This window comes from uncultured Chitinophaga sp. (assembly GCF_902168175.1).
In the GTDB taxonomy this organism is placed as follows: Bacteria; Bacteroidota; Bacteroidia; order Chitinophagales; family Chitinophagaceae; genus Chitinophaga.
This window is the reverse complement of the sequence record NZ_CABHOU010000059.1, coordinates 47,696-72,468: the sequence shown is the minus strand read 5'-3', so window position 1 is coordinate 72,468 and position 24,773 is coordinate 47,696. Positions and strand designations below refer to the sequence as shown.

Genomic DNA, 24,773 nt, shown 5'->3' with positions numbered 1-24,773 from the left:
CAGGTATGAGCGTTAAGAGATATTGCCTGGCACTGGACCTGGTGGATGATCCGGCTTTAATTGCGGAGTACGAGCAGTACCACCGCAATGTATGGCCCGAGATCAAAGCCAGTATTTCCGGGGCAGGCGTAACAAATATGGAGATCTACCGCCTCATGAACCGTTTGTTCATGATCATGGAAGTAGATGAAACCTTTTCTTTTGAAAGAAAGAACGCTATGGACGCCGCTAATCCGAAGGTGCAGGAGTGGGAGCAGCTGATGTGGAAATATCAGCAGGCCCTGCCCGTAGCTAAACCGGGAGAAAAGTGGTTATTCATGGATAAAATATTCGAACTGTAAGTAACACCACGTGGTCTATTATTCATTCGCAGCCGGTAGGGGCCGGGCTTAAAACAGCATTTCACGTATGATCATTGATGCACATCAACACTTCTGGCAGTACAACGCGGTACGCGATACCTGGATGGGTGCTGCCATACAACGCGATTTTCTGCCCGAAGACCTGGGACCCGTACTGGCTGCCAATGGCGTGGAAGCCTGTGTAGCCGTGCAGGCCGATCAGTCCGAAGCAGAAACCCAATTTTTACTGGACCTGGCCGCTAAACACGAGTTTATTAAAGGCGTGGTAGGATGGGTAGATTTGCGTGCGGAGAACATCGAAGAACGGCTGCAACACTTCTCTCAATACCCTGTTCTCAAAGGCTTCCGCCACATCGTACAGGGAGAGGCCGACGATCGTTTCCTGCTGCGCGAAGACTTCTGCAATGGCATTGCCAAACTGGCTAAATACAATTTCACTTATGATATCCTGGTGTTCCCGCACCAGTTGCCTGCCGTACTGGAGTTTGTAAGCAAATTCCCCGAACAGCGTTTCGTGATCGATCACCTCGCAAAGCCCGACTTTAAAAAGGAACTGGACCATGATTGGGCGCAACATATGCGCGCTGTTGCCCATCACCGAAATGTGTATTGCAAGTTAAGCGGTATGGTAACCGAGGCCGACTGGGCGCACTGGAAGCAGGAAGACTTTGATCCCATGCTGGAAGTAGTGCTTACCGCCTTTGGCTCCAGCAGGGTGATGTTTGGTTCCGACTGGCCGGTATGTTTGCTGGCTGGCGATTACGCACAGGTGAAAGGCATTTTGGAACACTATATTTCCGGGTTCTCCCATTCGGAAGTAGGCATGATCATGGGTGGCAATGCAAGGACTTTTTACAAGCTATAAACACAACAAAACAATAAGTAATGAACTTAGGATTGAAGGATAAAGTGGTGATCGTTACCGGTGGTGCCAAAGGTATTGGCGAAGCCATTTCAAGACTGGCGGCTGAAGAAGGGGCTATCATTGTAATTGCAGGAAGAAATGAGGCGGACAATGAAAAGACTGTTACAGCAATTAATAACGCGGGCGGTAAAGCGCTGGGTGTAACAGCCGAATTGGGTAAACCAGGCGACTGTAAAAAAGTGATCGATGTAGCGGTAGCGGCTTACGGCCGTATCGATGCGTTAGTGAACAATGCCGGCGCTAATGATGGTGTAGGACTGGAAAGCGGTAGTCCCGAAAAGTTCATGGCTTCTTTACAAAACAATTTATCGCATTACTATAACCTGGCGCATTATGCGTTGCCTTACCTTAAAGCCGCTAAAGGCAATATTGTAAACATTGGTTCTAAAGTGGCCGATACTGGTCAGGGTAATACCTCCGGTTACGCCGCCTCCAAAGGTGCTATCAACGCGTTAACCCGCGAGTGGGCAGTAGAACTGGTGCCATTCAGCGTACGCGTAAATACAGTGATCCCTGCCGAAGTATGGACCCCGTTGTACGAAACCTGGATCAACTCTTTACCCAATTCCGAAGAGAAACTGGCATCCATCGTTTCCAAAATTCCTTTGGAGAAACGAATGACCACTTCCGATGAAATTGCCGGTATGACCGTATTCCTGCTGAGCGATCGTTCTGCACACACCACAGGCCAGATCATTTACGTAGATGGTGGTTACACACACCTTGACAGGTCGATTAGTTAGTAGCTGATACAAATCCTTATAATACTAAAAACAACATCTATGGCCGGAACCGCAGCAAGCAATTCCACGTATACCACCACTGGCGGCAATAAAGCGGGCAACTACCTGTTTCCCTTTATACTCGTTACCAGTTTGTTTTTCCTGTGGGCACTCATTCACAACCTGAGTCCCGTACTTATTCCGCACCTGAAAAAAGCCTGTCAGCTTACAGATACGCAATCTTCTTTCATCGATTCTTCCATCTTCCTTGCTTACTTCGTGATGGCCATGCCGGCAGGTTATGTGATGAAGAAGTTCGGTTATAAGTCGGGTATTATTTTCGGCCTGATCGTGTATGCGGCAGGTGCATTCTTATTTATACCAGCTGCCAATTCAGGTCAGTACGCATTTTTCCTGGTGGCGCTTTTTGTGATCGCTACCGGTTTAACTTTCCTGGAAACAGCTGCCAATCCTTACGTTACCGTACTTGGCAAGCCAGAAACAGCCGCCTTCAGGCTGAACCTGGCGCAGTCGTTTAATGGGGTGGGTGCGATGATCGGGCCCATTATTGGAGCTAAATTCATTCTTTCCGGCAACGAGCATACAAAAGAAGAACTGGCACGGATGGCGCCTGCAGATTTGCAGCAATACCTGGCCAGCGAGGCCGCTACGGTTAAAATGCCGTACATGATCATCGGTTTTGTGGTAGTACTGGTAGCAATATTATTCATCTTCACCAAAATGCCCGATGTAAAAGAGCAGGAAGATCCTGCGATCGATAATACGGGCAGTAAAGGCAGCATTTTCAGGCATAAACACCTGATTGCAGCGGTTGTTACGCAATTCTTTTACATTGGCGCCCAGGTAGGTGTAAATGCCTTCTTTATTCGTTTCGCCAAATTCTCTGCAGGTATTAACGAGCAGGATGCAGCTATATTACTGGGGTCTGTGGCCGGCGGTGGTTTCATGATCGGCCGTTTTGTTGGTACTGGGTTGATGCGTGTCATCAAACCGCATCGTTTATTGGCTATCTACGCCTTTGTGAACCTGCTGTTGTTAGTGGTGGCGATGACGGTTAAGGGAGATGTGGCTGTTTGGGCAGTATTGGCTGTTCCTTTCTTCATGTCTATTATGTTCCCTACTATATTTTCGCTTGGTATTGAAGGAATTGGAACGGATGCCAAATTCGGTTCTTCCCTCATCATCATGTCGATCGTTGGTGGCGCTATTTGTCCTCCGTTGATGGGCATGGTGTCTGACGCTTCCAATATCCAGATGGCCTACATCGTGCCGCTGGTTTGTTTTGCGGTGGTAGCCTGGTTCGGTATAAAAGGATATAAGCTGGACAGGGCACTATAAGCCTGTTTCCCATATAATAACGCGCCTGCCGGAAAAACATCGGCAGGCGCGCTTTTTTTATCGGCAAACGGAGGCATCCAATCCGGCAAATTCATCGTAACTTCAGTACACAATCAGAGATTATGACGCAGCTTGCTAACCGCTGTACCTTATTTCTCTTCCTGTTGCTGGTATTTGCCGCAGGTTGCCAGAAAGACGGAAAGGACGAAACAGCCACAGGGACCATTAAGATTTCACTTCAACACCAGGTAAATTCACAGCCGCTCGTACTGGCGACCAACACCTATACCAACGCTTCCGGCGAGCAGTTTACCGTTACTACTTTTAAATACTACCTCAGCAACTTCAGCTTCACCAACACCGACGGTTCAGTTGTTAAATTCCCGGGTAAATACTACCTCGTGAACGAAGCGGTAAGCGAATCGAAAACAATATCGATAAATAAAGTGCCATTGGGCGATTACAAAAGCGTATCGTTCACGGTGGGAGTTGATAGCGTGCGTAACGTTAGCGGCGCGCAAACCGGTGCTTTAGACCCTTTAAACGGCATGTTCTGGAGCTGGAACAGCGGGTACATCATGGCGAAGTTTGAAGGTACTTCTCCTGTATCTGTTGCGAACGATCACTCACTGGTGTTTCACATTGGTGGTTTTAAAGGAGAATATAATTCACTGCGTAATGTAACCATTGCTACTGCCGGGATCAATGTACCGGCCAAAGCGCATATCACGCTCGTGGCCGATGCAGCCAAATGGTTCGGTCAGCCTAATGCCGTTAGCTTTAAAAATATCGCAGCTATTCACGTTCCCGGGGCGGACGCATATAAAATAGCCGATAACTACAGTAAGATGTTTACGAGCTTTACCGTTGCTGAATGATTAGAAAAATCATTTATATCGTTGTTTTCCTGTTTCTTTTGTGGGCCTGCCGTAAAACGGATGTACGCGCGCCTGCACCAACTCCCTATACTTTACAACTGCCATCTTACTTTCCGGCAACCGTGTACGATATGGCGCAAAATCCGCTCACCAATGAGGGCATTGCACTTGGTAAAAGACTTTTCTACGATAACCGCCTTTCAAAAGACAGCACGGTTTCCTGCGGTTTCTGCCACCAGCAGTTCGCGGCCTTCTCGCATTACGATCACCCCCTGAGTCATGGTGTCGAAAACAGAACGGGTACGCGCACGGTGCCTGCTCTCTTCAATCTTATTTACCAGAAAGACTTTATGTGGGATGGCGGGGTGAATAACCTGGAAATACAGCCGCTCACGCCGCTTACCGATCCTAATGAAATGGGAGAGGACCTGCAGCGCGTGGTAGATAAACTGCAGTCAAATGCGGTATACCGCAAAATGTTCAAAGCAGCTTTCGGTAGCGAAGAGGTAACTACCCAACGCACCTTCCGAGCCCTCGCGCAGTTCATGGCTACGATGAACTCGTTCGAATCGAAGTACGATAGTGTGATGCGCAGGGAGAAAACGTTTACGGCAGAGGAACAGAACGGTTATGCGGTGTTCCAGGCAAAATGCGCCAGTTGTCATAAAGAGCCCTTGTTTACGGATGGCAGCTTCCGTAGCAACGGTATGCCTTACAATCCTTCTCTGAATGATGTAGGCCGCATGAAGATCACCAACAGCACGGCAGACTATATGAAGTTTAAAGTGCCTTCTCTCCGCAATATACTCCGCAGTCAGCCTTATATGCACGACGGCCGCTTCTACGATATTTTCCTGGTGTTCGAGCATTATGACAGCGGCATCTTCGAAAATGCGAACCCTGATCCTATACTGAAGAGCGGTATTCCCCTGAGCGACAAGGAACAACGGGAGCTTTATTTCTTCCTGATGACGCTTACGGACATGAATTATATCAATAATGAAGCGTTAAAAGAGATAATTGTCAACGATTGACAAACTTCTGACTTTCTCTAAATGCTTATAAATCAGCACGATTTAAGCCCGGTAATAATCACCATACCTTTATGGAATGGTTCTTGCCAATATGGCGGCATGAAGCTACTTACCATATTTTTACTGATGTTCGGCGCTACCACTTCTGTAAACGCTCAGCAACAGCAGAAGCCCGCTAAAACGGAGGGTATTGCCAGTTTTTACGCGCATAAGTTTAATGGCCGCAAAACATTCAGCGGCGAAACATTCGATAATAGCGCTATGACCGCTGCCCATAATTCTCTACCGATGGGCACCTATATCAAAGTGACTAATCTCCGTAACAATAAATGGGTAATCGTAAAGGTAACCGACCGCCTGCATGCCGCTAATTCGCGCATTGTCGACCTTACACAGTCCGCCGCAAGGAAACTCGATTTCTTTAATCGCGGTCTCACCCGTGTAAAGGTGGATGTGGTGTCGAAGTCGTTCGTAAATAGCATGATGAGGTCTATTGTACAGGCAGCAAGTTAAACGATCAACATAAAGAAATTTATAAAGGCGCTCTCAGGGGCGCCTTTTGTTTTTATTCTGCAGGGTATATAAAAGAGAGAGGGCTATTCCGCGGAACAGCCCTCTCTCTTTTATTTCTTTTTAAACTTCCAGCACCCCTCCACATGGTCGTTCACCATACCCGTTGCCTGCATATAAGCATAACAAATAGTAGAACCCACAAACTTAAAACCGCGTTTCAGCAGGTCTTTACTCATGGCGTCGGAGATCGCTGTTTTGGCAGGCACCTGGCCGTAACTGGTAAACTTATTCAGCACAGGTTTACCACCCACAAACTGCCATATATACTTGTCAAAACTGCCAAACTCCTCCTGTATTTTCAGGAAGGCTTTAGCGTTAGACACAGTTCCGTTGACCTTTAATTTATTGCGGATAATACCAGGATTCTCTAATAGTGATGCGATCTTTTTATCGGTGTACTTCGATATCTTTTTCGCATCCCAGTTGTCAAATGCCTTACGGTAGTTTTCACGTTTGGTAAGCACGGTGTACCAGCTCAGGCCGGCCTGTGCGCCTTCGAGGTTCAGCATTTCGAATAAATGCTGGTCGTCATGGCTGGGGTTGCCCCATTCCTCATCATGATAATCTTTGTATAGCTGGTCTTTCGTACACCAGATACATCTTGATTTTTCTACAGCTCCCATTTCTTAATGATTTCTTTCACCCGTTTTTTGTAAGCTTTAAGGTCGGCAACGGTATGTTGTATAAAACCATTGTCTTCCAGTTTGCCGATCACTGTTTCCATTTCCTCTTCGCTTTCATACACCATCAGGCGGTACGGGTTTTTATAATCCTTTTCGCGCGAACGATAGATGTTATCGGTAATGGTGCTAAGTGTATTTACCGACTGTTCCAGGAACTTCTTCAACTTTTCGCCCGTAAGTGTTTTGGAAGTCAGTTGCTGGTTGTCGAGCAGGCAGGCAATGGCGTGTTGCAATTTATCTTTTGTATAACTTTCCCCAGCCTGTTCGTACACATCGTGTACCTGTTGCCAGTTGCTTATTTTTCCTTTCCTGATGCGGTCCTTCATGCCCTCTACAGTATCTGCTTTCATCAGTTGTCCGCCAATGTTTTGCCAGGCGCTGCGTTTGGCGCCTTTAGCGAAGGTCTGGAAGGAAGATAGGGAATCGATACCAAAGGTGGCTGCGTGTGAAAGGATGTTGCGGGCAGCATATAAAACAATCAGTTCGCGGAACAGCGGATAGGCTTTGTGTACCTTTAAGAGGTACGCTTTGCGGCGACTGTTTTCTGCTTCTTCTGCCAATATTTCCAGTTGTTCTGCCTGCGAGGGATTTTCGGTGAGCAGTTGGCGGCCTTGTTGTACAAATGCTTTTTCGTCCAGCGTTTTGCCTTGTTGTAAAGCCCTGCCCGTAGCCAGTTCCATCAATTCCAGCGATTGTAATATTTCTTCGGCCGAATCGGGGGCCAGGTAGTCGTATTCTATATGCTGGATACGTTCTGTACGTTTATCCCTGTCTACATATTTCCAGCTGTTGCGGGCCAGTGCGTACATGTTGTACATGAACCAATAGCCGGGCATGATTTTAAGCGTGTTCGTGCTTTCTTCATTACTCACCAGGCTAAACGGATACCGCACATTCAGCTCGCTCATATAAGTGCCTTTGGCAATAAGCGTAAAGGTGGCGAACATGGAGTTGTGCTTCAGGCTAACGCACAGGCCTGGCCAAAAGCCACGACCTGCAATAATTTCACCATCTGCCCCGCGGGAGTTGTGGTTGGAGCCAACGGTGGCGCCGGCGGCCATATTACTTTGTCCCATGATAAGCGCCGCACATAAAAACGAATTGTTATGGTGCTGTTCATGCGCCGGGAAAATGAGTGAATTCAATACTTCGCAACAGGAGATGGTAGAGTTATTACCAAGATAGGAGTTGATGAGCCTCGCGCCGTATTTCAGCTGCGAGTGGGAGGCCATCACGAAACGTACGGCCTTTACGCCATAAAACGCACGGCAGCCGTATCCCACAATACCATTCACCATTTCACAGCCTTCGCCTATTTGCGAATGTGCTTCCGCACTGCTGTTGATGGTGAGGTTCTTTAGTTTGTTAGCGCCTTTCAGGTAAGCATCTGTACCGATCATTACATCTTTAATGATCTTAACGTTCTTGATCACCGACCGGTCGCCCACCATACCGTAATAACCCAGTTGTTTGCTGAACTGCTTGTCTGTAAAGGCCGCAAACTGTTGCTGCAGCGCGGTGTCGTTACGGTTGCGGGTCCACAGGTAAGCATCGCCCGGTAACATGCCGTCGAACGGCAATATACTGCGACCGCCGTTTTCATTACATAACTCCAGCCATATACGGATGCTTTCTGATTCGCCTTCCTTCAAAATACCATTACCAAATTTAGCATGATTGGTAGTGGCCATCTCGCTTACATTGGCGATAATTACTTCGTTACCGATAATGTAATGCGAAAGGAAGTTGACGTTGTGAACAGACACATTATCTCCAAAATCACAGGAGGCAATGGTGCTGTTATATAAACCAACAGGCTGGCGCAGGTTATGGAACTCCAGGTAGTAGGATTCCAGTTTGCCGATACGTATCAGCCCGAAGAAGTGACAGTGTTGTACCAGTTGCGCATTAAACTCGTCCGATACCAGGATGTTATTCCAATCGTCGGAGGTGTTGTCGTTACGCACCAGCGTTTCCAGTTCCTGCGCGGAAAGTTTGCGGTACACAATGCTCGTAGACCGTTGCTGATCGCGGAGATAGTATTCCGTTTTGCCGTCGGGAAGTTGAGCCGCGTCCACGAAGTTGTAACCAAGTTCGGTGAGTGGCCTTTTAAGGATATGATTCATTCGCTATTAATTATGCGTTATTCCACAGTTACCGATTTCGCCAGGTTGCGCGGCTTATCTACGTCAAGTCCCTTTTGCACGCCTACATGGTAAGCCAGCAGTTGTAAAGGAATAACGGATAGGATGGGCGCTACCAGTTCATCGGCTTCCGGTACTACGATCACATCATCGGCCATCGAGCGGATAGTTTCGTCGCCTTCGGTGATAACGGCAATTACTTTGCCTTTCCTGGCTTTGATCTCCTGTATGTTGGAAACGATTTTTTCATAATAGCTATCCTTGGTGGCCACAAATACAACCGGCAACTGATCGTCTACCAGTGCAATAGGACCATGCTTCATTTCTGCTGCCGGATAACCTTCTGCGTGGATGTAAGAAAGTTCTTTCAGCTTCAGTGCGCCTTCAAGTGCTACCGGGAAGTTGTAACCACGGCCCAGGAACAGGAAGTCGCGGGCGTCTTTATATTTAGCGGCGATAATAGCTATTTCGTCATTCAGTTTCAGCGCGATGGCTACTTTGTCGCTTATCGCATCCAGCTCATCGAGCAGGTGCTGAAAGCGTTGGGTAGTGATCGTTCCTTTATCCTTAGCCAGTTTAAGACCAATGAGGCATAATACTGCCAACTGTGCGGTAAACGCTTTCGTGCTTGCTACGCCAATTTCAGGGCCGGCATGCGTGTAAGCACCGGCGTGTGAAAGACGGGCGATGGAGGAGCCTACCACGTTACAAACACCGAGGATGATAGCGCCTTTTTCTTTGGCGGCTTCCATTGCTACTAAGGTATCCGCCGTTTCACCGCTTTGTGAAATGGCAATGATCACATCACCTTTGTTCACTACGGGGTTACGGTATCGGAACTCTGAGGCGTACTCCACTTCTACCGGTATACGGCAAAGCTCTTCGATCACGTACTCAGCAATCAGGCCGGCATGCCACGAGGTACCGCAGGCAACAATGATGATACGGTTGGCGTTTTTCAGCATTTCTTCGTAATCACCACGAATACCGCCCAGGGTAAGCGTGCCTTTCTTTGCATCCAGGCGGCCACGGAGACTGTCGAATATCGTTTGTGGCTGTTCGAATATTTCCTTGAGCATAAAGTGGTCGTAACCGCCTTTTTCAATGGCTGCCAGTTCTATGTCCAGTTTCTGGATATAAGGAGTTTGAACTTCGTTCGATATGTTTTTGAGGATCAGCTCATCGGCGCGCAGGATCGCTATTTCATAGTCGTTTACATACACTACTTCTTTCGTGTATTCTATGATAGGCGAGGCGTCGGAAGCCAGGAAGTGTTCGCCTTTACCCACGCCTATTACTAATGGGCTGCCTTTACGGGCGGCCAGCAGGGTATCGGGATTGTCCTGGTCAACGATGAGAATTACATAAGCACCTACTACGCGTTTAAGGGCGATACGCATCGCTTCTTCGGTACCGCATTTGTTCGCATTACGAATTTCTTCGATAAAGTGCACCAGTACTTCTGTATCGGTGTCGCTGCTAAAAACGTGGCCTTTGCTTAACAACTCCTGTTTTAACTGGCCATAGTTTTCGATAATGCCGTTATGCACCATCGCCAGTTTGCCGTCGCCGGAAAGGTGAGGGTGGGCATTACGGTCGCTTGGTTCGCCATGGGTAGCCCAGCGGGTGTGACCAATAGCGATATGGCTGCTCATGTTTTTGCCGGTAACAAATTCTTCGAGTTCTGCCACTTTTCCTTTCTTCCGGTATACTTTTAACCCTTCTCCATTGATGAGGGCTACGCCGGAGCTGTCATAACCGCGGTATTCCAGCCTTTTTAATCCTTTTAAAACCACGGGATAGGCCTCCCGCTGACCGATATAGGCAACGATTCCACACATAAGAATAATAACTAATTGAGGTTTGTTGATTTTTTCTTCTACTTAATTGACTTTTCTTCTACTTCTTTTATTGGTTTTGGCCTGCAATATCTTAATAAAAACTGAGAATGTAGCCGGTAGGTGTGATAACACGCAACGTTTATTCTTCCTCGTCTATCATTGCCACGGTGCTATAATCGTTGTTATAACGGCTGCGGTACCGGTATTTGAGCTGTTTTAAGACCTTGTTGAACTGTTCCAGCGCGGGTTTATCGTCGCGCAAAGTTTGGCCGGTAAGGGCGGTGAGGCCTGTTTCGTCGGAGTATTCGGCAGTATTCTCCGGCTGAGGGCCGGCAATGGCCATATACCAGTTGGTATCGTCTTTCTGCCTGTATTTGAAGAAATATACGGTACGTTTCTTAAACCGGTAGCTGGTCGCCTGCCTGGCTACAAATACGATGGTATCGAAACGGGTGTTGTATTGCTGCATGCCATACAGCAGGCTCCTGGCTATGTTTTCCTGTTTACGTTCTTTGGCAGGGAACTTATCCAGCCTGCCGATGCTGCTTAATTCGGACCATAACTTTACCCGGTATTTATCCTGATGGGCGATATTGTTAAGCACACTGTCTTTCACGGGCAGGTTGTTCCGCAGGTAAAGGCTGGCGAGTTGTATTTGCTCCGCGGGATTCTTATAGCGCTCGTACCTTTCAAAAAACCGTGCGGCGTTTTTATTTTGCTGGCGGTAGGGCAGTAACAATACTGCATAATCGTTCAGCAGGCCGTTGGTGCTATACATGCGCTGCCCGCGTGCGGGGTTATTATCATCCTCCTCCTCTTCTTTTTCCAGTTCTGAAGCCATTTCTTTTTGCAGCACAATGCGTCCCTCAAAAGCAATTTGCCCGATGTAGGGTTCATATATGGCGGGATTAATACGGCTACTGTCTACCAAAGTAGCCAGCATACTGTAAATGCCTTCTTTATAATCTGCAAGGGCCGTTAATTGTAACAGGTCGGGGAACAGGGTGGCGGCCAATCCCAATGTATCGCGCATGGTACGGGTAAGCCCGTAAATGGTCGATTCATTGGTGAAGATGGGGATCTCCTTCAGCATTAATTCATTAAAGGTTTTGTAGGCTGCCGTACTTTTCTGCTGTAACAGCGCGCGTAAAATGGCGTATTGCAGTCTTGAAGTGTCGTTGCTGTGCTGGTATGCATTGTGCAGGTAAGGTACAATGCTGTCGTGCTTTAATGCACCCAGTTCGCCAATGAGGCCGGCTTTAATGTCCAGATAGTTCTTCTCTGATGCGTTCCATTTACGCAACATATTGATCAGGGTATCCGCATCTTTATCTTCATAAATTGCCACGGTATAAAGGTTGCGGGCCTGTTTGCGGGTGGTGCTGTCGGTACTGTAAAAATCATTAAACAGCAACGGTGCTTTACTGGTATAAATGGAACTGCCAAAGATGGTATCGGCCGGGGTAAATGTTTTAAAGAAGGTGCTGATAAACCCTGAAGGTTTTTCTAGCGTGTCGGTAAGTGCGGTGAGGGTATAGATAGCGCCGTTCTTAAGTATCGCTTTCCTTATCATGCTGCGCGAACTGTTTGTGTCGCGCATGGTGAGTAACACACTTTCCCAGGCTGTTGTATGCTGGTACTCGCGCGATTTAACCACGAAGTCGCCATCGTTGCTCAATTCGTCAATCAGCCTGCTCCAGTAGCCTGCGCTGTCTTTCACGGAAAAGTATTTGCCATATCGGCGCAGCGTTACGGTTACTTCCTCTCCGGTGCTGTCGGAGGTAAAGGCTTTGGTAATTCTGCGATATCCGGAAAAGTCATTTTCTTCGTTTGTATTAGGCATGTCCATCCGCAGGATAGCGTTCATAGGCTCGTCCTTCAGTTGCACGGCGGTGTTCACTGAAAAGTAAAGGCTGGTGTCGGTATAGTTGGTGTATTGTTCATATACCGGGGTGCCAGGTATGAATGAGTCGAAAAAGTGTTGGGTAGATGATTTGTCTTTTTTGTACCGCGCACTCAATACGTAGTAGTGTATGCCCTGTAAGATAATACGGCTGCGGGTATGACTGTTATCGTTATTCAGGTTTACTATTTCCAGGCAGGGATAACCACGATAGCTTGTCATTTTGCGGCTCTCCTGCTGTTTTACGAAGTCGGAGAGCTGCAGGCTTTCTTCCGCAAAACTGAGGTCGGTAGTATCTTCGCCCAGCATAGCACTGTTGCGCACATGGCGAAGGGTAATCATGTAACTGTTACCGGTTGTTTTATCATACGCCTCATACTCTGCTCTTTTAACCCGGCTCCTGGCTGGTGTATTGTCGCCTGCATGCGGTGTGTGCGGCAGTTTTACACTGAACATATTATTAGGGGCGGTGTAACTTGTCCACTGGCCTGTAGCGGGGGCTGACAGTTTAATGGAAGAGAAGAAATGCCTGCCTTCTTCGCCCGCCACATAATCTTTGTTACCGCTCATTTTAAACATCAAAACTTCAAACGGCGTAACGAATAACTGGTAACGCTGCAGGTCGCCGCGGCGTGTACGGTTGGTAATATCAAAACCTTTATAACCGTTATTGGTAATGTTTTCTTTCTGGATGATTTTGCCGGGGATGTTTTCGTACAACAGGCTGTCTATCTTCTTTAACACATCATCTTCCTTTTGCCCCAGTGCCAGCGCATTGGTTTTGATCCTGCTGGTGAGGTAGTAGGCACCATTGGCCAGATCGGCGTATTGTAACTGGTTAAGGAGAGAAATGCCGGTGAAGTTGAACAGTTTACCCGGTATCTCCATCTGTATCAGTTTATCGGGCGAGGTGTAAGGCTGAAACACTACTTTGGCGGTCATCTTCTCTACATCTTCCTTTTGTTTGTTGTCACGGTTGCTCACAGTTACCGGGCGAAGTTTGTAACCCATTTTGCGCAGCATGTTGATCACGCCTCTTTCGCCGGGCAGGTGGGCAGCGCCTACACCTGCAAAAATGCTTTCACGGCGGGCAATGGAATCGATGGCTGTTACCATGTTCTCATTACGTTTGTACATAAACTTTTCCAGGAAGCCGGGTGAGTCGTTCGGATTGTTGGCAATGGAGTCGAGCATGTCGAGATCGCCGCGGCGGTATGCGTCGGTAAGACTCGCCGTACCATCACGAAGCTCTACACCGCGGGTTACGTTTCTGCGTGTTTTACGTTCGTTGGCAGCATCGCGGTAAGCTTCCATCATTAGTTTCTCCGATTCCTGGAAGTTCTCAACACCGGTAGCCCGCTTGCCATAACGTTTGCCCACCTGGTAGATATACATATCGAGGAAAGTATCTTCTTCATAATCTTCCCTGGACGCATAACTGCGGTACAACAGGTGATTGATCATTTCGGGTTTGTAACCAAATGCCGCGCGCAGTACATCTGAATACCCGGATATGGTAAACGCGTTCCTGTCCAGCATACCGGCGCCGCCATTTACGCCTGCATTCGCACCCAGCATACCCGACTTCGAAAAGTCTTCCTGCAACTGCTCCGGATTGGTTTCCAGTGCAACAATGTCCACATTACGGATGCAATGATAAAAGGAATCGCTCAGGTTAAACGCCAGCTTGGAGCTTACGTGCATGGTCCCGAATAAGTACGATGGCTTTTTTAATCCATTCCCGCTGATTTCCCATAACAGTCCCTGGTACCTGGGAGCGGGGGCAACGGTGGGTTTTGCTTTGGATTGTGCGGAGCAAACAATACAATGCAGGAAACACAGAAAGACGGTCAAACTACTTCTCAAGTTCATCATAAAAAAAGGGCTAGGGATTGTAAATATAAGCATTACGGGTGGTATACAAACGGGGTGGGGGCTAGGGCTAAAAACACCGGCGGGCCTTGTTAAAAGGCCCGCCGGTCGGTATTATTCGGTAAGCAGGTTTGTGGTAAACAGTTTCAGTATTCGTTTGTATTCGTCCGTCCAGCTGGAGGGTTCTACAAATCCGTGATCTTCAACGGGATATACAGCCAGTTCCCAGTTATCCTTGCCCAGTTCTATCAGGCGCTGGCTCAGGCGGATAATGTCCTGGAAGTGTACATTGGTATCTACCACGCCATGGCACATCAGCAAATGACCTTTCAGGCCTTCGGCAAAGTAGATGGGTGAAGATCGTGTAAAGGCGATACTGTCGGTAAATGGCTCGTTCAGGATATCGCCTGTGTAACCGTGATTATAGTGTGCCCAGTCGGTAACAGAACGTAGTGCGGCGCCTGCGGCAAATTCGTCGGGCGTGGTAAACATGGCCATCAGGGTAATGAACCCACCGTAACTGCCGCCGTAAAGGCCAATGCGTTTAGGATCTATGCCGTATTGCTGTGCCAGGTAATGGGCGCCGTCTACCTGGTCGGTAAGGTCTTTACCACCCATGTGCCGGTAAATGCCTGTACGCCATTCGCTGCCATAACCGGCACTGCCGCGGTAGTCCATATCCAGTACGGTAAAGCCCATGTCGGTAAGCAGGTTATGGAACATGTACTCGCGGAAGTAACTGCTCCACCATTTGTGTGCGTTTTGCAGGTATCCGGCGCCGTGTACGAATATCACCGCGGCCCCGTTTTTCTTCGCTGCTTCAGGTGTATAGATACGCGCATATACGTTAGCACCATCGCGGGCGGCAAAGGTGATTACTTCAGGTGTGCGCCATGGGTAAGACTTAAACTCTTCGGACTGTGCCAGGGTAGTGATCTGAACGGGTTTGCTGCCGGGTTTGTTTTCCTGCAGGTACAGTTCCCATGGTTTGTTGGAGAACGAATAACGGTACGCTATCCATTTTTCATCGGGCGAAAGGGTTACTTCGTGCGAGCCTTCCATGCTGGTGATCTGTTCTGCCTTGCCACCGGCCGCCGGTAAACGGTAAAACTCCACTACGCCCGGATGTACTTCATTGGTATGCAGGTAAAAGTGTTTTCTATCGTTGGACAGGCTTACCTGTTTAACTTCATATTTGCCGGAGGTCAGTTGTTTCTTTGCTCCGCTGTTTACGTCCTGGGTGTAAAGATGTGCGTAACCGGTGGCCTCTGACTGGTACCAGATCGTGTTGTCGTTCAGCCAGCCCATATCACCCACCAGCGCATAACCTACCCAGGCTTCGTTGCGTTGCCTGTCCAGTGGTTTTAATTGTGCGGTAGCGGCATCCAGTAATAGCAGCCAGCGGTCTTTGAAGTCGTTGGAGCGAATGTCAACTAACGCATATTTATTGTTCGGGCTCCATTCCAGGTGGTTAACCCTGAAGTCGCGTTTAACGGCTTTTTTCGTGGTGTCGTTCTTTTGGTAGTCAGGCTTGTCGGTAAGGCCAGGCAGCTGGTCGGTGTTGATGGTATATACCGTATCGCGCTGCTTGTCGTAGAGGTACAGGAAGCAGCTGCTTTGCCCCTCACCGCCTACTTTTGCGCGGGCAGGAATATCTGTGGTAAAACCGCTTTCGGTTACATAATTGGGAACGGCGGTTTCTTTATCTTCCGCACTTTTCACCAGCACATACGCTACGTATTGGCCATTGTCGCTGAGTGCCACGTCCGACAGTTGTTTGCCGCTGAGGTACAACGGGCGTAGTTCCCGGGTTTTAGGCAGGCTTTTGGAAAAAGCAGTGGCGGCCTCTCTTTTATCTTTCCGTTCTTTTAATACTTTTATGAGTTCCAGCTGTTGTGCCTTCAGCCATTTTTCCTGCGGCGTAAGTTTATCCTCTTTTTCTTCAGGTTTGTTACCAGGTACAAAACGGGTCAACTGCTCCGTTTCGCCAGTACTCCTGTTCCATGAAAAATAATCGCTGCCATTGCGGTAAACGATACGCGTGTCGTTAAACGCGAACTGCTGGCCCGATTCGTAGGCGGCGGTATTGGTAATGCGGGTTTCTTTGCCGGTTTTAACATCCAGCAGGTACAGGTCGCCCGATTTGTTATACAAGTAAAGGTTACGTGCGGTGTTCCAGCTTCCGCCGGATATTGCGCGGATATTGCTTCTTTCCGCTGCTGCTGTTTTGCGCGGTGTTCGGTCGCTGGTGGACATGTAATACATCGAGTCGGCCGGTGCCTTATCCGGGTTCCAGGAAAAGTAAAGCGTTTTACTGTCTTTACCCCAAAAAGCGCCGGTGGGCGAGGTGCCTATCCATTTTGGATCGCGCATAATTTTTTCTACACTGAGCGGCGTAAGCTGCTGCGCCTGCAAGGAGGTGGCTGATGACAGCATCAACAGGGCGATGGCCCGTTTTGGGAAAAGCATACGTATTAAAAAGGTTTAGTGTTTTGTTGTTCCTGTTGAAAGTTTGGACGATTTGGTTTTAATCGCTTAATATTATGCAATATAATTAACGGTACCCATGAAATTAGGCAAATTAGTAGCAATGGTTGGGCTGATGGCTTCCTGCCAGGCGCAGGAAAAACCTAAAACGATCATCCCTGTTTCGGAAGACAGTACCTTCTTAACGGGTACGATCTTTATGGTGCGTCATGCTGAAAAGAACCCTGGGGCCGATTCTACGCTCACTGCCGAAGGGTACCAGCGTGCCGGCGATTTGTACCGCACGCTCCGCGACTCCGGCATTCAGAAAATATACTGCACCCCTTATATCCGCAGTTGGCAAACGGCCGACTCATTAAGGATTTTTGGGAAGATAGATACGGCTATGTATATACCAGACACCACCGGCGAGTCGCTGATCTATGAAATCACACGCCGCCACGACTGGGGCAAACGCCTGCTGGTGGTAGGCCATAGCAATACGCTGATACCGCTGATGGAAGGTCTTGGCGTTAAGCCGCCGGTAGACTCTATCGGCGATAAAAAGTTCAATTATCTCTTTACTATTTTAAAGAGGAGAGATGGAGGAACGGTGAAGGTGGGCTTTTACGGCGATGCTGCCGATGCTAAAGGACCGCAGATGAAGCCTGCACAGCCTACAACAAAACCCCGTTCATAAATGCAAATGCTACAGAGAAGTAGATGATCAACCCGGTAACGTCTACCAGCGTAGCTACGAATGGTGCGGACGATGTAGCCGGATCGGCCCCGAGTCGTTTCAGGATAAGGGGCAGCATGGAGCCTGATAAGGTGCCCCATAACACAACACCTACCAGCGAAAGGCCTACTACCGTGCCTATCAGTATCGTATGTTCGCCATAGGTATCGAAAAACTGGTTCCATAACAGGATGCGGATAAAGCCGATGAGCCCTAATATGCTACCCAGTAATATTCCGGATATTAATTCCCTGCGCATCACACGCCACCAGTCGCTGATGCTTATTTCACCCAACGCCATGGCTTGTATAATAAGGGTTGATGCCTGTGATCCGCTGTTGCCGCCGCTGGAAATGATCAGTGGAACAAACAGGGCCAGCACTACAGCTTTGGCTATCTCGTCTTCGAAAAAGCCCATCGCGGTAGCCGTTAACATCTCTCCAATAAACAGGATGATCAGCCAGCCTACACGTTTTTTCAGCAGTTTGAACAAAGGCATATCCAGGTAAGGTTCGTCCAGCGCCTCGGTACCACCGATCTTCTGAATATCTTCCGTATGCTCTTCGTTCGCGATCCACAACATGTCATCAATGGTCACAATGCCCAGCATAATGCCTTTGTCATCTGTAACGGGCAGGGCCACGCGGTTTTCCAGGCGAAACTCCTGGATAGCTTCTTCCTGCTCGTCGTGTACATGCAGGGCCACAAAACGATCGTCCATCAGGGAACTCACCAGTGTGTTGGGCGAAACCAACAGGAACTCCCGTATACGGAAGTCGTCCAGCAGTTTGCCATATTCGTCTAATACATAAATTACGTCGATCGTTTCACTGTCGCGGCCGTGGTTGCGGATGTGATCGAGTACGTGTTGTACCGTCCAGCTGGATTTAACGGCCAGGTAGTCCGGTGTCATGATACGGCCTACACTCGTTTCTGGGTAACCCAGCAGGGCAAGGGTTACTTTGCGGTCTTCGGGGTCCAGTAGTTTAATCAGCTCTTTTACGGCCTCGCTTGGTAACTCGCCCAAAAAGGAGGTACGGTCATCAGGCGGCAGCTCGTTCATGAGCTCCGCTATTTTTGAAGGGGGTAATTCCCTGATAATTTCTTCCTGTGCCGGGAACTCCAATATCCTGAAGGCTGCTGCTGCCCGGCCTATCGTAAGCTGTTGAATGATGTTGGCCCCTTCGTCGGGCAATTCATTTATCAGGTCGGCGATATCGGTGATCAACTGATCGTCCAGGTAGGTATGCAGCTCCCCATAGGCTTTTTGCCCGGCAAGCTCTTCGTATTTCTCTAATAATGCTTCATTTTCCATAAACCTGACACTTCGCGAAAATAAGCATAAATAATCAGCGGGCGTGTTTGCTGGTTACAGTACCTGCTGCACGTGCAGGCGGATGTTATTACAGATGGTGTCTGTAGGAAGATCGTTGGCATCCGCGCCAAAAGGGTCTTCAATTTCCTCTGCGATCAGTTCCAGGCTGGCCAGTACATAAAATATAAAAACGATCATGGGTATGATGATGTAACCCACGCTAAACACATAACCCAGTGGCAGCGTCATTACATAAAAGAAGATGAACTTCTTAATGAATACACTATACGAAAAGGGGATGGGACTGTTTTTAATACGTTCGCAGGCGCCACATACCTCTGTAAACGAACGGATCTCCTCATTTATGGTGATGAGATGGTCGCCCGTCAGCACTCCTTCCGCATACAATTGTTGTACCTTCTTTGCCATCTGGGCCGCTAACTGGTTAGGCACGTGTTTCTCATGGGTAATGGTTTCCTCATGTCCGTCCAGTTCCAGTTCGCCAGGGTGGAATTGATTACGCAGGTGTTGCTTCAGTGCAAAGGCGTAATTAGGGATCATATTACGAAAGAACTTACGTGCATGATGGCCCTCCGGTAGAATGGCCTGTAGTTTGATAGCTAAGCTGCGGCTCATGTTCACCAACGTACCCCATTGCCTGCGGCCCTCCCACCAGCGGTCGTAAGCAGTATTGGTACGGAACACGAGTAATAACGATATCACAAAGCCCAGCAGGCCGTGCATCAGTACTATGTTCTTTAAATGACTATTATCCGAGAGTTTGAATACATTTAGTTCAAGATAGGCTACCAGGGCAGAATAAGCCGCAAGGGCGATAGACAACGGGGCTAACTTCCGTACGGTATCTGCCTTATGTAACCTGAATATAAAAGTGAACCACTCTTTAGGGTTATAGTTAATCATACCACGATCATTGTTTGCGCAAAAATATAAAGGGTTTTGGGATTTGTCGTTAAACAATGAAATTTTGATAACTTGTTTGTTTAATGTTACTTTACGCCCCTAAGGGCGCGAAGCTCTTTATCTTAATTATGATCAAGCCATACTTGTACATCGAAAAGTCACCCGGCAAGGGTCGTGGTGTTTACACCAGTCAGCGCATTCCGGCAGGCACCCGTATCGAAACATCTCCTGTGCTGGTATTATCGTACGACGATACCGAAAAGGTTGATAAAACATTCCTGCACAACTACATTTTTCTCTGGGGTAAAAAGGAAACTAAATCCTGCGTAGCGCTGGGTTTCTGTTCTGTTTACAACCACGCTTACGAACCTAACTGCGAGTATGAAATGGACTTCAAAGAAGAAACCATGAGCATCATTACCCGCCGTGCTATCAAAAAAGGGGAGGAGCTGTTCATCAACTATAACGGCGATGTGGAAGACGACTCTCCCGTTTGGTTCGATGTAAAGAAAGCTAAGAAGAAAGTATAGTATACTCCATATTACTTATGCCGTTCGTGGAAACACGAACGGCTTTGTTATTCCCGGAAGTTCCATTTCCCATCGCTCATCCTATATCGATCCTTTATCGATCCTATATCCATTTTCGCTGAAACCCGCGCTGGTGGTGACGGCTATTATAGGATCGATATAGGATCGATATACCTTCGCCATATGTTGCATAATACTCCCTATGGCTACCGGAAGTCAGTGGATTGATTTTCATTATTCTTTATATTTATATATTTACTATTCGGTGTATTCCCTTGCTGGCAGAGGCTTACAGCGGAATGCAGGGGGCTTCGTCCCAGGCTTCTCTATCCTTCGTCCCAAGCTTCTATATGCTTCACCCCATTGTCCGCCAAATCGGCATTTCACGACCGTACCTTTGTTTTTCGAACGATCAAAAGGATCTGTTCGTCAGTATTTATAGCCCTGGCAGGCCGTCGAAAGATGCTTCTGAACAGGGTTGTGGGACAGTACCGGGCGGAAAAGCCGCCCATGCCAAACCCACGAAGTTCTTTGACATATTGGTTTAAAAGATGGATAAAAGCAGCGGCCTTTACAGGGTCATTGCCTGCCGCCGTGGTGAACGATCTGCAGAGGTGTGGCGCGTGGTATATACACCGCCCGGGAAGCTGATCATTAGTATTGATGCAGTTGAAGGGAGTGACACAACGGCGGCTGGGCTTTGTTCCCCAGCTTGTCCCATTTTTTTCTTTCATGTTCTGTAAATTCCCTAATATTGTAATTGTATAAGTGCTTATATAATTTACGAACATGAGTTTTTACCCTTCTCTTGGTTACCTGATTTTTGGTACGCGCCTTCGCCGTCTTAGCGAGTACTTTCTCGCAGAGGTCAATAAAGTGTACGAGTACGAAGGCATCCCGTTTGATGCCAGCTGGTTCCCGGTGTTTTACCTGCTTGCGGAACAGCCTTCGCTAACGCTGATGGAAATCGCCACGAAACTGGAAGTGTCGCATTCGGCCGTTAGTCAGTTAATTGCCGGGTTAAAAAAGAAGGGCCTGGTAAAAACGCAGAAGTGTGAGGAAGATGGCAGGCGGCAACTGGTGACCTTTACCGTGAAGGGCAAAGCATTACTGGCCACCGTGAAACCCATATGGGAGGCTATTGCCGTGATCATGAAGAACGTAGCGGAGGAAGATGAACACAGCAAACTCTTACTACAGGCGCTCTCCGGCCTCGAAGCCTCTCTTACACAACAATCCCTTTCCGACAGGATATTTAAAGAACTCGAAAAATAATCAACATGGACCAGGTATTCCATTATGGTTCCGGCCAGCTTACGGTAGCAAAAGCACTGGCAATAGCAGCGGGTCATATCAAAGGTGTAATTACAGATGAAACGGCCGGGCGTATTAAGGCCAGCCACGGTTATGTACAGGAAATTGTTGCACAGCATACCACGGTGTACGGTATAAACACCGGCTTCGGGCCGCTTTGCGATACGAAGATATCGGAAGAGGATACCCGTAAACTGCAATACAACATCCTGCAAAGTCATAGTGTAGGCGTAGGCGAACCCATTGCCGAAGAGATTGCGCGCCTCATGCTTATCTGTAAAGTGCATGCCCTGGCGCAGGGTTACTCGGGTGCCAGCCTGCAAACCATCGAACGTATCATCTGGCATATCGATCATCACGTTACACCGCTGGTACCGGAGAAAGGTTCTGTGGGCGCTTCGGGCGATCTGGCGCCTTTATCACATCTCTTTCTGCCTTTAATCGGGTTGGGAGAAGTTTGGTATAAGGGGCAGAAGATGGCGGCGGGGGAAGTATTGCAGCAGAACGGTTTGCAGCCGGTATCGTTAGGCCCCAAAGAAGGCCTGGCGCTGATTAACGGTACACAGTTCATACTCGCCCACGCTGTGAAAGCGGTACAACGTTTCCATAACCTGCTCGAAGCTGCGGACATCATTGGTGCTATGTCGCTCGAAGGACTGATGGGCACGCACAAACCTTTCGATCCACGCCTGCACGATATCCGTCCGTTTAAAGGTAACCAGTTGGTAGCGCACCGTTTAAAAACGATGCTGGAAACTTCGGAGATCATGGCTTCGCATATAGACTGCGGTCGTGTGCAGGACCCGTACTCACTTCGCTGTATGCCGCAGGTACACGGCGCTTCGCGTACTGCCTGGAAACACCTGGAGGAACTGACTACGATAGAACTGAATGCGGTGACGGATAACCCGATCATCTTCTCCGCCGAAGACACTATCAGTGGCGGTAACTTTCACGGTCAGCCACTGGCACTGCCGCTGGATTACGCCACTGTAGCCGCCGCAGAACTGGGCAACATCAGCGACAGGCGTTGTTATATGATGATTGAAGGTCGTTATGGCCTGCCTAAATTACTGATACAGGATGCCGGCCTGAACTCTGGTTTTATGATCCCGCAGTATACTACTGCCGCGCTGGTAACAGAGAATAAAACATTGTGTTTCCCGGCCAGTGCCGATAGCGTGCCTACCTCCCTGGGGCAGGAAGATCATGTGTCGATGGGCTCTATCAGCGGTCGTAAACTGCACCAGGTACTGGGCAACCTTGAATACATACTGGCCGTTGAACTCCTGTACGCCGCACAGGCGGTGGATTTCAGGCGGCCGCTCCGCTCGGCGGCCATCATTGAAGCGGTACATCGCTTCACCCGCGAAAAGGTAAGTTTCGCATCTGCCGACCGCATCTTCGCCACTGATATCAAAGCTCTACATACCATCGTGGCCGATCATTCCATCGTTCGTGTAGCTAACCACGTGGCCCATTCACAACAAATAGACCTTAACGGACTTTATCATGAAACATTCCGACTTTCTTAATACTTACGCGGCACACCCGCACTATAAAGCCCCGCGCGGCACACAGCTCAATGCCCTATCCTGGCAAACAGAAGCACCGTTACGCATGCTGCTCAATAACCTCGATCACGAAGTAGCCGAGAACCCGGATGAGCTGGTGGTGTACGGTGGTATTGGTCAGGCCGCCCGCAACAGGGAAGCTTTACAGAAGATCATTGAAATACTTTTACAGCTGGATGATGAGCATTCGCTGCTGGTACAATCGGGTAAACCGGTGGGTATCGTACGCACGCATCCGCAGGCGCCACGTGTATTGCTGGCTAACAGTAACCTGGTGCCGAAGTGGGCTACCTGGGAACACTTTAATGAACTGCGTGCGAAAGGACTGATGATGTACGGACAAATGACCGCAGGTAGCTGGATCTATATCGGCACGCAGGGCATATTGCAGGGTACTTACGAAACCTTTGTGGAATGCGGTCGCCAGCACTTTAACAATAGCCTGTCCGGCAAACTGCTGGTAACGGCCGGTATCGGCGGTATGGGTGGCGCACAGCCACTGGCCGCTACCATGGCAGGTGCTACTTTCCTGGGTGCCGATGTTGATGCTACGCGCATCCAGAAACGTATCGATACAAAGTACATCGACCGCATGACGCATTCGTACGAAGAAGCTATTGCATGGGCCATGGACGCTAAAGCCAAAGGGGAAGCTATTTCTATTGGTGTGGTGATGGATGCGGGCGATCTGCTGGAGCGTTTACTGAAGGATAATATCATCCCCGATATCCTTACCGACCAAACTTCTGCACACGATCCGATTAACGGGTATATTCCGAATGGCATGAGTTTGCAGGAAGCAGCGGATTTACGTAAGGCAGATGCAGCGGCCTACAAACAACGCAGCCTGCAAAGCATGGCGCGCCATGTTGGGTTTATGCTGGAGATGCAGCAGCGTGGTGCCGTTACATTTGATTATGGTAATAACCTGCGCGAGTTTGCCCGCGAAGGGGGTGAGCCCAATGCATTTAACTTTCCCGGTTTTACACCCGCTTACATACGCCCGCTGTTCTGCGAAGGTAAAGGCCCGTTCCGCTGGGTAGCCTTAAGCGGCGATCCGGAAGATATATACACCACCGACCGTGCGTTGATGGAAGCTTTTCCGGATAACAAACCTTTACATAACTGGTTGCAGAAAGCGCAGGAGCGTGTGGCGTTCCAGGGCCTCCCCGCCCGTATATGCTGGTTAGGCATGGGCGAAAGGGAAAAGGCGGGCCTGATATTTAATGAGCTGGTGCGCACCGGTAAGGTGAAGGCGCCCATCGTTATTGGCCGCGATCACCTCGACTGCGGCTCTGTTGCCTCGCCTAACCGCGAAACAGAGGCCATGAAGGATGGCTCTGATGCTGTATCTGACTGGACTTTACTCAACCTGATGTCTAACACCGCCGGCGGCGCTACCTGGGTATCGTTCCACCATGGCGGTGGTGTAGGTATGGGGTATTCGCAGCATGCGGGTATGGTGGTATTGGCCGATGGTACCGATCGTGCAGCCGCCTGTCTTACCCGGGTACTGCACAACGACCCGGCACTGGGTATTTTCAGGCATGCCGATGCTGGTTACGAAAAAGCACAACAATGGCAGCAGGATTTCAATCTACAGTTTTAATTTAGC

General features: G+C 48.8%; 19 protein-coding genes. 12 read left to right on the top strand and 7 right to left on the bottom strand.

Features of this window, described 5'->3' with window-relative positions; genetic code table 11:
* Positions 1-5: 5 nt before the first annotated feature.
* The 7 genes from QZT80_RS12420 (at position 6) to QZT80_RS12390 (ending at position 5,793) form a co-directional block, all read left to right on the top strand.
* Positions 6-341, top strand: coding sequence for an L-rhamnose mutarotase (locus QZT80_RS12420; protein ID WP_295122205.1), 336 nt, complete (start codon positions 6-8; stop codon positions 339-341).
* Positions 342-408: 67 nt separating this feature from the next.
* A complete protein-coding gene (locus QZT80_RS12415; protein WP_295122204.1) occupies positions 409-1,227 on the top strand; it encodes an amidohydrolase in 819 nt (272 codons plus the stop codon).
* 20 nt (positions 1,228-1,247) lie between these two features.
* On the top strand, positions 1,248-2,030 hold the full coding sequence (locus tag QZT80_RS12410) for an SDR family oxidoreductase (RefSeq protein ID WP_295122202.1): 783 nt from the start codon (positions 1,248-1,250) through the stop codon (positions 2,028-2,030).
* Between the two features lie 39 nt (positions 2,031-2,069).
* Positions 2,070-3,368 carry an L-fucose:H+ symporter permease gene (fucP, locus tag QZT80_RS12405; RefSeq protein WP_295122200.1) on the top strand — a complete coding sequence of 433 codons (1,299 nt, stop codon included), beginning with the start codon at positions 2,070-2,072 and terminating at the stop codon, positions 3,366-3,368.
* A 122-nt stretch (positions 3,369-3,490) separates the two neighbouring features.
* Positions 3,491-4,246, top strand: coding sequence for an MbnP family protein (locus QZT80_RS12400; RefSeq protein ID WP_295122198.1), 756 nt, complete (start codon positions 3,491-3,493; stop codon positions 4,244-4,246).
* Complete coding sequence (locus QZT80_RS12395; RefSeq protein ID WP_295122196.1) at positions 4,243-5,280, top strand: cytochrome c peroxidase; 1,038 nt, start codon at positions 4,243-4,245, stop codon at positions 5,278-5,280. Before QZT80_RS12400 ends, QZT80_RS12395 begins: the two co-directional genes overlap by 4 nt.
* A 99-nt stretch (positions 5,281-5,379) precedes the next feature.
* Positions 5,380-5,793, top strand: coding sequence for a septal ring lytic transglycosylase RlpA family protein (locus QZT80_RS12390; protein ID WP_295122194.1), 414 nt, complete (start codon positions 5,380-5,382; stop codon positions 5,791-5,793).
* Positions 5,794-5,903: 110 nt separating this feature from the next.
* Here QZT80_RS12390 and QZT80_RS12385 read toward each other — a convergent pair whose 3' ends face one another.
* The 5 genes from QZT80_RS12385 to QZT80_RS12365 form a co-directional block, all read right to left on the bottom strand.
* Positions 5,904-6,476, bottom strand: coding sequence for a DNA-3-methyladenine glycosylase I (locus tag QZT80_RS12385; protein WP_295122192.1), 573 nt, complete (start codon positions 6,474-6,476; stop codon positions 5,904-5,906).
* Positions 6,464-8,662: a DUF4954 family protein gene (locus tag QZT80_RS12380; RefSeq protein ID WP_295122190.1), complete on the bottom strand. Its 2,199-nt coding sequence runs from the start codon at positions 8,660-8,662 to the stop codon at positions 6,464-6,466. The genes QZT80_RS12385 and QZT80_RS12380 overlap by 13 nt, the downstream gene beginning before the upstream one ends.
* Positions 8,663-8,679: 17 nt before the next feature.
* The gene (glmS, locus tag QZT80_RS12375) at positions 8,680-10,521 is read right to left on the bottom strand and encodes a glutamine--fructose-6-phosphate transaminase (isomerizing) (RefSeq protein ID WP_295122188.1); all 1,842 of its coding nucleotides are present in this window, start codon (positions 10,519-10,521) and stop codon (positions 8,680-8,682) included.
* 139 nt (positions 10,522-10,660) lie between these two features.
* The gene (locus tag QZT80_RS12370) at positions 10,661-14,299 is read right to left on the bottom strand and encodes a TraB/GumN family protein (RefSeq protein ID WP_295122186.1); all 3,639 of its coding nucleotides are present in this window, start codon (positions 14,297-14,299) and stop codon (positions 10,661-10,663) included.
* Positions 14,300-14,410: 111 nt separating this feature from the next.
* Complete coding sequence (locus QZT80_RS12365) at positions 14,411-16,765, bottom strand: prolyl oligopeptidase family serine peptidase (RefSeq protein ID WP_295122184.1); 2,355 nt, start codon at positions 16,763-16,765, stop codon at positions 14,411-14,413.
* Between the two features lie 97 nt (positions 16,766-16,862).
* Between QZT80_RS12365 and QZT80_RS12360 the strand changes: the two genes are divergently transcribed.
* The gene (locus tag QZT80_RS12360) at positions 16,863-17,462 is read left to right on the top strand and encodes a histidine phosphatase family protein (RefSeq protein ID WP_295122182.1); all 600 of its coding nucleotides are present in this window, start codon (positions 16,863-16,865) and stop codon (positions 17,460-17,462) included.
* Here the strand turns inward: QZT80_RS12360 and mgtE are convergent.
* Both mgtE and QZT80_RS12350 read right to left on the bottom strand, forming a co-directional pair.
* Positions 17,440-18,816 (bottom strand): magnesium transporter, encoded by a 1,377-nt coding sequence (mgtE, locus tag QZT80_RS12355; protein ID WP_295122180.1) that lies wholly within the window; start codon positions 18,814-18,816, stop codon positions 17,440-17,442. The genes QZT80_RS12360 and mgtE overlap by 23 nt on opposite strands.
* Positions 18,817-18,870: 54 nt before the next feature.
* Complete coding sequence (locus QZT80_RS12350) at positions 18,871-19,740, bottom strand: bestrophin family protein (RefSeq protein ID WP_295122178.1); 870 nt, start codon at positions 19,738-19,740, stop codon at positions 18,871-18,873.
* 128 nt (positions 19,741-19,868) lie between these two features.
* Here QZT80_RS12350 and QZT80_RS12345 point away from each other — a divergent pair, with 128 nt between their 5' ends.
* From QZT80_RS12345 to hutU, 4 genes are all read left to right on the top strand, one after another.
* Complete coding sequence (locus tag QZT80_RS12345) at positions 19,869-20,270, top strand: SET domain-containing protein (RefSeq protein WP_295122176.1); 402 nt, start codon at positions 19,869-19,871, stop codon at positions 20,268-20,270.
* A 789-nt stretch (positions 20,271-21,059) separates the two neighbouring features.
* Positions 21,060-21,545: a MarR family winged helix-turn-helix transcriptional regulator gene (locus QZT80_RS12340; RefSeq protein ID WP_295122174.1), complete on the top strand. Its 486-nt coding sequence runs from the start codon at positions 21,060-21,062 to the stop codon at positions 21,543-21,545.
* A gap of 5 nt (positions 21,546-21,550) precedes the next feature.
* Positions 21,551-23,119, top strand: a complete 1,569-nt coding sequence (gene hutH, locus QZT80_RS12335; protein ID WP_295122172.1) for a histidine ammonia-lyase — start codon at positions 21,551-21,553, stop codon at positions 23,117-23,119.
* A complete protein-coding gene (gene hutU, locus QZT80_RS12330; protein WP_295122170.1) occupies positions 23,097-24,767 on the top strand; it encodes a urocanate hydratase in 1,671 nt (556 codons plus the stop codon). Before hutH ends, hutU begins: the two co-directional genes overlap by 23 nt.
* Positions 24,768-24,773: the final 6 nt, after the last annotated feature.

Bases quoted from the DNA above. Each gene is read 5' to 3' on its own strand.
- QZT80_RS12390 (WP_295122194.1), top strand. From the start codon at position 5,380: ATGAAGCTACTTACCATATTTTTACTGATGTTCGGCGCTACCACTTCT.
- QZT80_RS12340 (WP_295122174.1), top strand. From the start codon at position 21,060: ATGAGTTTTTACCCTTCTCTTGGTTACCTGATTTTTGGTACGCGCCTT.
- hutU (WP_295122170.1), top strand. From the start codon at position 23,097: ATGAAACATTCCGACTTTCTTAATACTTACGCGGCACACCCGCACTAT.
- hutH (WP_295122172.1), top strand. From the start codon at position 21,551: ATGGACCAGGTATTCCATTATGGTTCCGGCCAGCTTACGGTAGCAAAA.
- QZT80_RS12400 (WP_295122198.1), top strand. From the start codon at position 3,491: ATGACGCAGCTTGCTAACCGCTGTACCTTATTTCTCTTCCTGTTGCTG.
- QZT80_RS12410 (WP_295122202.1), top strand. From the start codon at position 1,248: ATGAACTTAGGATTGAAGGATAAAGTGGTGATCGTTACCGGTGGTGCC.
- glmS (WP_295122188.1), bottom strand. From the start codon at position 10,521: ATGTGTGGAATCGTTGCCTATATCGGTCAGCGGGAGGCCTATCCCGTG.
- QZT80_RS12350 (WP_295122178.1), bottom strand. From the start codon at position 19,740: ATGATTAACTATAACCCTAAAGAGTGGTTCACTTTTATATTCAGGTTA.
- QZT80_RS12370 (WP_295122186.1), bottom strand. From the start codon at position 14,299: ATGATGAACTTGAGAAGTAGTTTGACCGTCTTTCTGTGTTTCCTGCAT.
- QZT80_RS12345 (WP_295122176.1), top strand. From the start codon at position 19,869: ATGATCAAGCCATACTTGTACATCGAAAAGTCACCCGGCAAGGGTCGT.
- QZT80_RS12385 (WP_295122192.1), bottom strand. From the start codon at position 6,476: ATGGGAGCTGTAGAAAAATCAAGATGTATCTGGTGTACGAAAGACCAG.
- QZT80_RS12365 (WP_295122184.1), bottom strand. From the start codon at position 16,765: ATGCTTTTCCCAAAACGGGCCATCGCCCTGTTGATGCTGTCATCAGCC.
- QZT80_RS12415 (WP_295122204.1), top strand. From the start codon at position 409: ATGATCATTGATGCACATCAACACTTCTGGCAGTACAACGCGGTACGC.
- QZT80_RS12395 (WP_295122196.1), top strand. From the start codon at position 4,243: ATGATTAGAAAAATCATTTATATCGTTGTTTTCCTGTTTCTTTTGTGG.
- mgtE (WP_295122180.1), bottom strand. From the start codon at position 18,816: ATGGAAAATGAAGCATTATTAGAGAAATACGAAGAGCTTGCCGGGCAA.
- fucP (WP_295122200.1), top strand. From the start codon at position 2,070: ATGGCCGGAACCGCAGCAAGCAATTCCACGTATACCACCACTGGCGGC.
- QZT80_RS12420 (WP_295122205.1), top strand. From the start codon at position 6: ATGAGCGTTAAGAGATATTGCCTGGCACTGGACCTGGTGGATGATCCG.
- QZT80_RS12360 (WP_295122182.1), top strand. From the start codon at position 16,863: ATGAAATTAGGCAAATTAGTAGCAATGGTTGGGCTGATGGCTTCCTGC.
- QZT80_RS12380 (WP_295122190.1), bottom strand. From the start codon at position 8,662: ATGAATCATATCCTTAAAAGGCCACTCACCGAACTTGGTTACAACTTC.